The sequence below is a fragment of the Chitinophaga sp. genome (assembly GCF_036566945.1).
GTDB lineage: Bacteria > Bacteroidota > Bacteroidia > Chitinophagales > Chitinophagaceae > Chitinophaga.
Genome location: NZ_DATCVJ010000754.1, coordinates 1 through 9,055, shown reverse-complemented (window position 1 = coordinate 9,055; position 9,055 = coordinate 1). Strand labels below are relative to the sequence as shown.

7 protein-coding genes are annotated in these 9,055 nt (G+C 48.9%); all 7 read right to left on the bottom strand.

Annotated features, from left to right (window positions below):
* Positions 1-952, bottom strand: a 952-nt coding sequence (locus tag VIP81_RS22715) for a FecR family protein (RefSeq protein ID WP_331966796.1), incomplete at its 3' end; no start/stop codon positions are given.
* Positions 953-995: 43 nt separating this feature from the next.
* Complete coding sequence (locus VIP81_RS22710) at positions 996-1,535, bottom strand: sigma-70 family RNA polymerase sigma factor (RefSeq protein WP_331966794.1); 540 nt, start codon at positions 1,533-1,535, stop codon at positions 996-998.
* Between the two features lie 96 nt (positions 1,536-1,631).
* Positions 1,632-3,638, bottom strand: a complete 2,007-nt coding sequence (locus VIP81_RS22705) for an FAD-dependent oxidoreductase (RefSeq protein WP_331966792.1) — start codon at positions 3,636-3,638, stop codon at positions 1,632-1,634.
* Entirely contained in the window at positions 3,635-4,891 is a 1,257-nt protein-coding gene (locus VIP81_RS22700; RefSeq protein WP_331966789.1) for an SGNH/GDSL hydrolase family protein, read from the bottom strand. Before VIP81_RS22700 ends, VIP81_RS22705 begins: the two co-directional genes overlap by 4 nt.
* Positions 4,892-4,903: 12 nt before the next feature.
* The gene (locus tag VIP81_RS22695) at positions 4,904-6,337 is read right to left on the bottom strand and encodes an alpha-L-fucosidase (RefSeq protein WP_331966787.1); all 1,434 of its coding nucleotides are present in this window, start codon (positions 6,335-6,337) and stop codon (positions 4,904-4,906) included.
* A 267-nt stretch (positions 6,338-6,604) separates the two neighbouring features.
* Positions 6,605-8,839: a glycosyl hydrolase family 28-related protein gene (locus VIP81_RS22690; protein ID WP_331966785.1), complete on the bottom strand. Its 2,235-nt coding sequence runs from the start codon at positions 8,837-8,839 to the stop codon at positions 6,605-6,607.
* 23 nt (positions 8,840-8,862) lie between these two features.
* A partial coding sequence (locus tag VIP81_RS22685; protein WP_331966783.1) for a hypothetical protein occupies positions 8,863-9,055 on the bottom strand: 193 nt, incomplete at its 5' end.

Sequence of the window (9,055 nt, the reverse complement as noted above, 5' to 3'; positions counted from 1 at the left end):
TACTGCGGAGGGTGGCGTCATGGAAATGGCTGCTGCCATTCATCCAGGAGAGGGTATTGTCGGCGTCAAAGGAAAGGGTGCTGAATTTTCCGGCGGCGTAGAGCGACTGATACCCCGGCATTAATTTGATAGCGGCATTTTTAGTCCGGGTAATGACGGCGCCTTCCACGAGGGAGGTGGTGACGTGCGCCGGTTCATATGCCTGGATGTTAAAGGAGGTGCCAAGTACTTCAATAGCGGTTTCGCCGGCATGTACAATAAAAGGCTGTGCGGCCAGTGGCGCTACTTTAAAATAAGCTTCGCCGGTAAGATATACTTCCCTGTTTTTTCCGTTGAAGACATACGGGAAACGGAGACTGGATAAAGAGTTGAGCCATACTTCCGTACCATCTTTCAGTACAATTTTATAATCCAGTTTTCCGGGTACCATTAGGGTGGCCCATTCATCGGGAGTGTTGTCAGGTACTGTATAGGTGAGTTGGTTGCCATTGGAGAGCAACTGCGCCGGGCCTGCGGTAATAGTACGACTGGCAGCGGAAGACAAAGGAATGTCTGTACCATTGTCTAATCTTAATTGCAACGTATTGGATACCGGTAAGATGGTTTTTTCCGCGAGGGGAGCTTTACTTTTTGAAAAATAATAAGTGCCTCCGGCAGCCAGCAACACCAGTGCTACTGCAGCGGCGGCGCGCCAGGTCCGCAGTGGGGACACTTTTGGGGAAACGGGCTGTAGTTTGTTTTTGACCTGATCCCAGCTACGCGATTCATCAATGCTGTTGAGGAAGGTATGGCTTTGCGGGTGGTGGAGAGATTGTTGAATATCCTGCCACAGGGCTGCCACGGCTGCATCATTTTCGATGGCAGCTGTTACCAGTTTATCATCTGATGCGCTGATCGTTCCGGCTATTTTTTCAAACAGCAGTGCGTTGATATGTTCTCTGTTTACTTCCATCTGTTATTTAAAGACCATTTTTGAGCAAAAACGGGTGATCGGTTTACTTAAAGCCCGCAAACTTTTTTTGTAATATTTTTAAAGCAAGCTTAAGATGTGTTTTAACGGAATTGATGGTAATACCCATTTCTTCGGCGGCTTCCTTGTATTTTTTATCTTCCAGGTATACCAGGCTAAATGCTCTTAAACGCTGTATAGGAAGCTCGTTCAGGATGAGGTTTAACCTGTTTTCTGTCTCTTTATTTTCCACCACATTCTCATTAATTTCATCTTCCAAAGTATTCACATACGCGTTGAATCTTTTGTGTTCATTTTTTCCTTTTTCAATAAAACTGAGACATTTATTACGGATAGCAGTGTGGAGATAGGATTTAACGGAGTAGGTAATGTTGTGATAGAGTTGTTTGTCCCAGATTTCAATGAAAAGAGATTGCACCTGGTCTTCCGCTTCTGTCTCATCTTTCAACAGATAGTAAGCGTCTACCGTCAGTGATTTGTAGTATTTTTTGAATAATTGTTCATATGCTTTTATATCACCTTCCCTGAGTTGATGTAATAAAAGCTTATCATCATTGTTGTTCATGAAGAGATACTTATTAACGTGGTAAATTCCGAACAATGAAATCTCAATAACGTGTACTGTCCTTAAAGTTAATATCTCTTTGTCAGGTTTCGGGAATTATTTTTTGGCAGTTACCGGTATAAAAACCACGGCATCTGCCACTACGGTGCCTTGCGCATTTTTGTTGCTGAATTGTACATAGTTATCTACCCCTGCCCGGAACGTAAAAGTACCGAGCGGTAGCCATTCTCCGCCGGTTTGTCCCTGTACTGAAAGATGGGTGGTTTGCAGCCAGCTGCTGCTTTCGTTACTGCCGTTGAATACCGAAATGAATGTTTGTGGTGTTATTCCTTTTTCCTTTGCTGAAACGTAGGTATATATCTGATAGTTGCCGGATTTTTTTATGGCCGGAATAAACCGGATGCTTGCGGGCTGACTACTATCCGCATTTATAAACGCAGTGGGTCCGTAATGATCGCCTTTTTGCAATTGCCAGGCGCCTGTTCTGATAACATGGACGCTGTCTTCATTATCGACCAGTATTTCCGGGGCGCTGCCATCTGCCAGTGGATTGGTTTTCAGTAATTGCTGCAGCTGTGCCACATCGATATCCTGCACCCATTGTTGTTGTTGCAGGGCCAGTACTGCCGCCGTGGCGGCCGATTGACTCAGCACCATAAACACCGGTTCCATCCTGATAGAGCCGTAAGCGATATGGGAAGCAGACAAACAAACCGGTACCAGCAAATTTTTGGCATCTGCGGCGTTAGGGATGATGGCGCGATAGGAAATCGGGTAGGGGCCTGCTACGCCTCTTTGTACATCGCCTTCATTTTTGGCCATGCCGTTGATCACTACCCGCTGGGTATTATGCGAATCCATGCCGTAGGCCGCCATGGCAATGCCATCTGTTACTTTTACTTTTCCCTGGCAGTTGGCCTGGGTCATTACGTAATCGCCGATCATGCGCCGGGCTTCCCGGATATACATCTGCGGACTCCAGTGATCATTGTTGGGATATTCATCTTTCGGGTAGCCCCATTCAGCCATCAACTGCTGCATAGCGGCCGGCACCCGTGGATCATGTGCTAAAAAATAAAGCAGCCCCTTGTTGTAGTCTTCATGCGCCTGTTGAATACGTTGTCGCGTATCATAATCACCCTCCGGATAATCGTAGTTCATCCCAATCATATCAGTAGAGAAGCCACCGTTATTATTGATATCTGTTTTGTAATTCGGCATTCTGTCAAATTTCAGGATATCCCGCACCGTGGCATTCGGGAACTTACGGATGTAGCGTAGCAGCAGCTCATAATGCGTGGAGTCGTAACGTGCCGGCCTGGTAATGGGAATGCGGTTTGCCGGGTCGTTGGTTAAACAGATCCTGAAATTATAGGCCTGCACTTTTTTGTCGCCGCTACCTATAGGGGCAGCCATTGCCCCACTGATGCCCCATAGCAGCCCGCTATTGGCGTCTCCGGGAATCAGGTAAGGATCTATGCCATCGGGGATCTGATTGCCTCTCTGGGGCGTTTGTGATGCCTGTATTTGTACGCCGTTGAATGTTTCTCCGTAAACGCTGTTGGCTTCCCGGCCCACGATGTAGGGTACACCGGCTTTCGCCATCAGATCACCTTCATAGGAACAGTCGATGAACATACGGGCCGCAATGAAAGTATGCGTATGGGGGGCGCCGTTCGTCTCTACCGTGATGCCTTTGATAATGCCCTGTTCTTTACTGACAGACAACAACCTGTTTTCATACAGCACAGGTACATTGGCCTTGCGGAGGTATTGGCGGAAAATATTTTCTGCCACATGCGGCTCAAAGATCCAGGATTCAAACTTGCCATAGTAGGCGCCGGTACGGCGATAGAAGTCGAGCCCAAGGCCGGTCACAGCGTATTTATTGCCGATGTCTGTATACCCTAGCCCGCCGGAAGACAAGCCCCCCAACTGCTTTTCCGGCGCCACCAGCAACACCGATTTGCCCAGCATTTTGGCGGTATAGGCAGCGATCACCCCACCGGAAGTACCGCCGTATATACATACGTCGTACACCGGTGGCGATGCAGCGCCACTAACGAACGGGAAGAGAAGGAGGAGCAGTATTTTTCTAATCATTTCGTTTCGGTGGTTAAATGTCCGAGCAACAATAGCCAGCCTGCATAACAGGCATTTTCTTTATATTTCTCCAGATCACCAACGGGATTGTTATCCGTTTTCAGGATGGCCATTTTATCTAATTTTTCAGGAGATACCTGCAGCGTAATCGTATGTTTTCCCGCAGCTAATAACGGTAAGAAAAAGTAATGTGACCGATAGTAGGTAGCATGGCGGTCGAAGCGGGGATATCGCTTTGGCGCGGCGTCATCGATGGTGACTTCATACTGACCACAACCGGGGCCTACCAGGTCGTACAAGCCTGCCAGGCGCCCATTGAAATTTATTTGCATCGATGATCCCGGTTGTGTGGATTTTACAAGCAATGGAAATCGCTGACGGAATTGCATCGCCAGCGAATCATTACTGTTGGAAAGGTCGGTCCACTGCCCGGTTTGGGGCAGGTCCTGCACAGACAGCAGCTGTGCATCTTCCCAATTGTCTTTGGTATAGGGATCGATAAGCGGGTGTGTAATAGCGTGATCATTATTTTTCAGGGACTCCATGGCGCGAATCAGCGCCTCCGTATACAAGCGATGACCGGTGCCGGTGTTGGGATGAATGTTATCACCAGAGAACACCAGTTTATCCGGGTACTGTTCCTGTTTGCCCTGGAACACCAGTTTGCCGGCTTTTAACAGCGCCAATACTTCTATGCCTAACTGTATAGACGGGATGCCATAATGCTGTGCAATATGTTCCATGGCCAGCATAGAAGGCCATAGCTGTCCCTGTTGTAAGGTGGGCAGCATATTACCGGCAACGGTATACACAAAACAAATATCCGTAGCGGGGTTAGCGCGCCAGATCTGTCGCACAATGCCTTCCATGGTTTCATGGATATAGGGACCGCCATCATTAACGGCAAATTCTACAAATACCAGGTCAGGCTGCTGCGTTAATACATCCCTGCGAAGCCGGAATACGCCCAGGTCTGAGCCGGTGCCGCCCACGCCGGCATTGATCTGTTTAATTTTAGCTTGCGGATACTGTTGTTGAAACCATTTTGCTGATTGATCGCGCCAGCCGCCGGAAGCGGCGGTGATACTGCCGCCGAAATAAGCAATGGTGATCGGTCCTCCTGCTTTTAATTTAGCGAAGAAGTTAGGAAGGCCCTGACGCAGGCGATATGCCTGCATTACATTCAACGAATCTGTTTGTGCCTGGAGCGATAAAGAAAAGAAGAGCGCTGCCAGGAATAATCGTATTGGCATATGTTAGATCAATCAGTTTATTTTAAATACCCACACCGCTTCTCCGGCCAGCTGTTGTTGCACGGTTTCGGGAATGCTCACCGTCACCACATCTCCCGTAAATTCCCATTTCAATGGCTGGGTAGCACCCAGCAAAGCAATATGGGATTTGTGGTTAATATCCGTAAGCGGGAAACTTAATGTGGCTGGTAAGATCATTTCTTTTTCTGCCGGCAAATAAGACACATAACGGGCCTTTTCATTTTTTGTAAAAGCAAATTTGTCCTGCCGGTAGGGTGCAAAAGGTTTGGTGCCGTAAATGGATTCGGCATTTGTTTGCATCCATTTCCCTATATCCGCCAGTCGTTGATAAGCAGCTTCGTGCCAGTCGCCCTCCGGTCCGGGGCCGATGTTCAGCAACAGGTTACCATTCTTCGCCACAATATCTGTCAGCATTTGGATCAGCTGTCGCGCCGGTTTGTAATTTTCTTTTTCTACATAAGACCAGGAGCGGCCCATGGTCATGCAGGTTTCCCAGGGAACCGGGATGTAGTGATCCGGAATTTTTTGTTCCGGGGTGAGATAATTTACATATTCCGGTGCACCATGACGATCCACCACCAGTAGTCCTGGCTGATGCTGACGAGCCATGCCCACTATCGGCGCCATGTCCATGCCTGCCCAGCTGCCATCCAGCCAAAGCAGGTCCAGCTTGCCGTAGCCGGTCATCAGCTCTTCAATCTGGTGATACGTAAAATCACAGAATCGTTGCCAGCGTTCAGGATACAGTTTTTTGTCGTAGCTCTGGTGACGGTCCTTCGGTGGAAAGTAAGACCACCAGTAATCTTCCGAATGCCAATCCGGTTTTGAAAAGTAGGCGCCGGTCATGAAATCTTTTTTTCGGAATGCATTGAAAATTTCCAATGAAATATTGCTGCGGGGATTGGACGAAAAAGGCGTTTTAGTACTGGTGATTTTATAGTCGGTATACTTTGAATCGAACATGCAAAAGCCATCATGATGTTTGGTGGTAAAGATTACGTAGCGCATGCCTGCTGCTTTTGCCGCATCGGCCCATTTTTCCGGGTGGAAGTGCGTAGGATTAAAAGTCGTTTGCAGGTTTTCATACGCCTGCTTATATACAAACCAGTTATCAGCGTAGGGGCCTGTGCGTTTGGTGAAGGGATAGTCTTCCGGACACAGCGACCATGACTCCACGATACCCCATTGGCTATACGTACCCCAATGCATAAACAAACCAAACTTCAGGTCCTGCCACTGCGATAGTTTGGCTTTCACCTGGTTGTCTGTTGGTGCGGTGTATGTTTTTTCCGGATCATATGCCTGCGTTCCCTGGCCATTACTGTTTACGCTATAGCTGCACAGGTAAATGACTAACAGCGCTTTCCATAAAAGATGCTTTTCCCTCATTGGTATTTTTCTTTTTTCCTGCACGCTGGTATACATCTTACAGACGGTTTTTTGTGTATAACGGGTGAATGTCCCGGAAATTATTTTCAATAGGGGGAGTGGCTGCCTGAAAAGTATATTTTTTTCCCGCAGAGGCGCAAAGCAGCAAAGCAACAAAGGACCGAAGCGGATTTTAAGCCCGCAAGACGTGAAGATGATGTAATAACTATAAAAGAAAATAATTATGCAATCTTCGCACCTTTGCTGCTCTGCGTCTTTGCGGGAAAAAAATACTTTTTGGTCAACCCCCTTTTTAAGGATTTTTTAATAAGTCACGGTATACGGGATAGTGATACTATTGCCTGCACCGGGTGCACATCGCAGGTTCACGGTAAATCCGGTGGTGGTTCTGCTACTTAAATAAGGGATACCGGGATCAATAGTCAGCGGACCTGCCGTTACCAGTGGGGTACCAAAAGAGATGACAGCCGTAGCCGGCAGCAGAAAATTTGCGGCGCTGATCAGCGTGGTATCGCTGCTGCTAAAATCTGCAGGCGTTACATTAGCGGCGGTATTATCATCGCTGATGGTCACCGCATTGGAAAAGGCCACTGCTTTTTCCACGCGCACGGATCTTACGGCGATATTATCCCATAGGGGTTGATTGGCATTATCACGGAACCAGGCGGAGAAGTCTGCCACCGGCATGGTGGAAGGCACGGCAAAACCGGTGACGGTATATTGTTTGTCTTCGTTCAAAGGAATATTGGAGAAATCCCATCTGCCCAGCAAATTAGTGCCGCCGCTGGTAGAACACTGCATGGTAAACCGGCCGGCGGAAGCACCGGGGGCTAGTCTGCGTAGCACCACCGTTGCTTTCATAGGCGTGGCGTAAGGCGGTGCATTATCATATCTTATTTTAATACAGGACTGGTTATCACTGATGCTACCGGGATCGACGGTGGCTTTGAAAAATCCCCAGGCGCCGCCGAACCGCTCCGTAGAGCCGTTGGCGTTAATGAACTGGTTATCTTTCACGCCGCGGGTATCTCCCACAATGTATACATCGGTGTTGGTTTCCCGGTATCTTTTCAATGGAAAGGGACCTGTATTTTCTTTTACAAAATCCCATACCACGGTACCATCTGTAATGCCCGTGCCTGTGCCAGTGGGGCCGGCGCCGGGATCAGAAATACCTGCGGTAGTGACGATATACAGGTTGATGCCGTTTTGGATCGTTTGTCCGGAAGTGTAGCTGGTAGCTGGTTTCCAGCCGGGATAGTCCGAGTAATAAGCCGTAGCGAAATCGTTTCCCTGTACATCGAGGCGTTGGAAATCGGCGCCGACAGCGGCGAGGCCGGTGGTGGTGGCGTTGGCAATCACGATGGGATTATCTTTGAAAGAAACGCCTCTGGCCACAATGCGGCTAAACATGCCGGCTTCCACGAGGATACCGTATTTGGCCCTGCCATTGGTGGTACCGGAGGTGCCCGAGGTATTAAAGATGGCGCCTCTTTCCAGCATCAGGTCTGATCTGAAAGGAGATTGGTTACCGTCTTTATGCATCCATATCAATGCTTTGGCGGATGCGCCTGTGAGGCTGCCGTTATTCACTTCCAGGGCGGTGTCTTTGATAATAAGTCCTCCATCGGTGTCAATCATCACGCTGTTTTCATCCGGGGAGATGATCAGGGGTTCTGACGTTTCAATAAGGTTACGGCCACCAATAAACGAACCTGTTTTGCCTGCCCTGATTTGCCGGGTATACACCGCAGCTACCGGTGCATTGCCGTTGGCGTAGATGCCTTGTTGTGTGGTGACGTTGATGATCCGGTTCATGAAACAGCCAATAAGTTTGATCCCTATTCTGCCGCCGCGCAGCAGGCAGCGGTCTATGGTGCCCAGGTACACGGGGTCCCACCAGATGCAGGTTTGCGTAGGATCGGCTATTTCCTTGAGGCGGATATCTACATTTTGCAACGTAGGCCTGTAACAGTTAGAGTAGTTGCTGCTGTAGTAACGGATGCCGGTAAGGGCTTCTCCGCAGTTGAGGGTGAGATTCCTGATGGTTGGACCAGTGGCCCCGATGGTGGCATCGAAGCTCAGACAGTGGATGTTTCCGACGGCGGTGGTGAAGTCGAGGATAGTGGGTGTAGGTGAATCTACGATGCCATAATCGCCTTGTTCTCCGGTGTAGGTTTGCCCTGTTTTAAGATTGATTTGTGCGGTTACTTTGTAATTGCCTTTCGGGAAATAAATAATTCTGCCGCTGGCGGCGGTGTTGATACATTGCTGGATGTTGGTGGTGTCGTCGTGAGAGGCGTCGCCTTTGGCGCCAAACCATTTTACATTAAAGAGATTCGTGTCTGCCCGCAGCCATCTGCCGAGGCCGGCGACTACGATGATGGTACCGCGGTTATCGCCGCTGGTGGTGGTGGGTTGCCAGTAAAAATCTCCGCCTCCGCCGTCGCCGGGGACATAATATCCCAGCAGGTTACAAAGTTCATTGGCGGTGGTACCCGCGGTAGTTTCTAGTACTGAAATACTCGTAATAGTCATAGTGTAAGGATTTAAACGTGGTATTAAGGAATAACGGGGAATACTGTCAGCCGCAGCCTGGTGGTGCCGTAGGGAACGAGACTGATAGTATCTGTTGATGATGCATAGGAGAAGTTGCCGCGTGCCGGCAATGCAGGTGTATAGCGGTTATCGGAGAGTTCCCAGTGGGGGACTTTTCTGGCGGGCACTTTAATGACCGTTGTAGCGGCATCAAAT

Bases quoted from the DNA above. Each gene is read 5' to 3' on its own strand.
- VIP81_RS22690 (WP_331966785.1), bottom strand. From the start codon at position 8,839: ATGACTATTACGAGTATTTCAGTACTAGAAACTACCGCGGGTACCACC.
- VIP81_RS22705 (WP_331966792.1), bottom strand. From the start codon at position 3,638: ATGATTAGAAAAATACTGCTCCTCCTTCTCTTCCCGTTCGTTAGTGGC.
- VIP81_RS22710 (WP_331966794.1), bottom strand. From the start codon at position 1,535: ATGAACAACAATGATGATAAGCTTTTATTACATCAACTCAGGGAAGGT.
- VIP81_RS22695 (WP_331966787.1), bottom strand. From the start codon at position 6,337: ATGTATACCAGCGTGCAGGAAAAAAGAAAAATACCAATGAGGGAAAAG.
- VIP81_RS22700 (WP_331966789.1), bottom strand. From the start codon at position 4,891: ATGCCAATACGATTATTCCTGGCAGCGCTCTTCTTTTCTTTATCGCTC.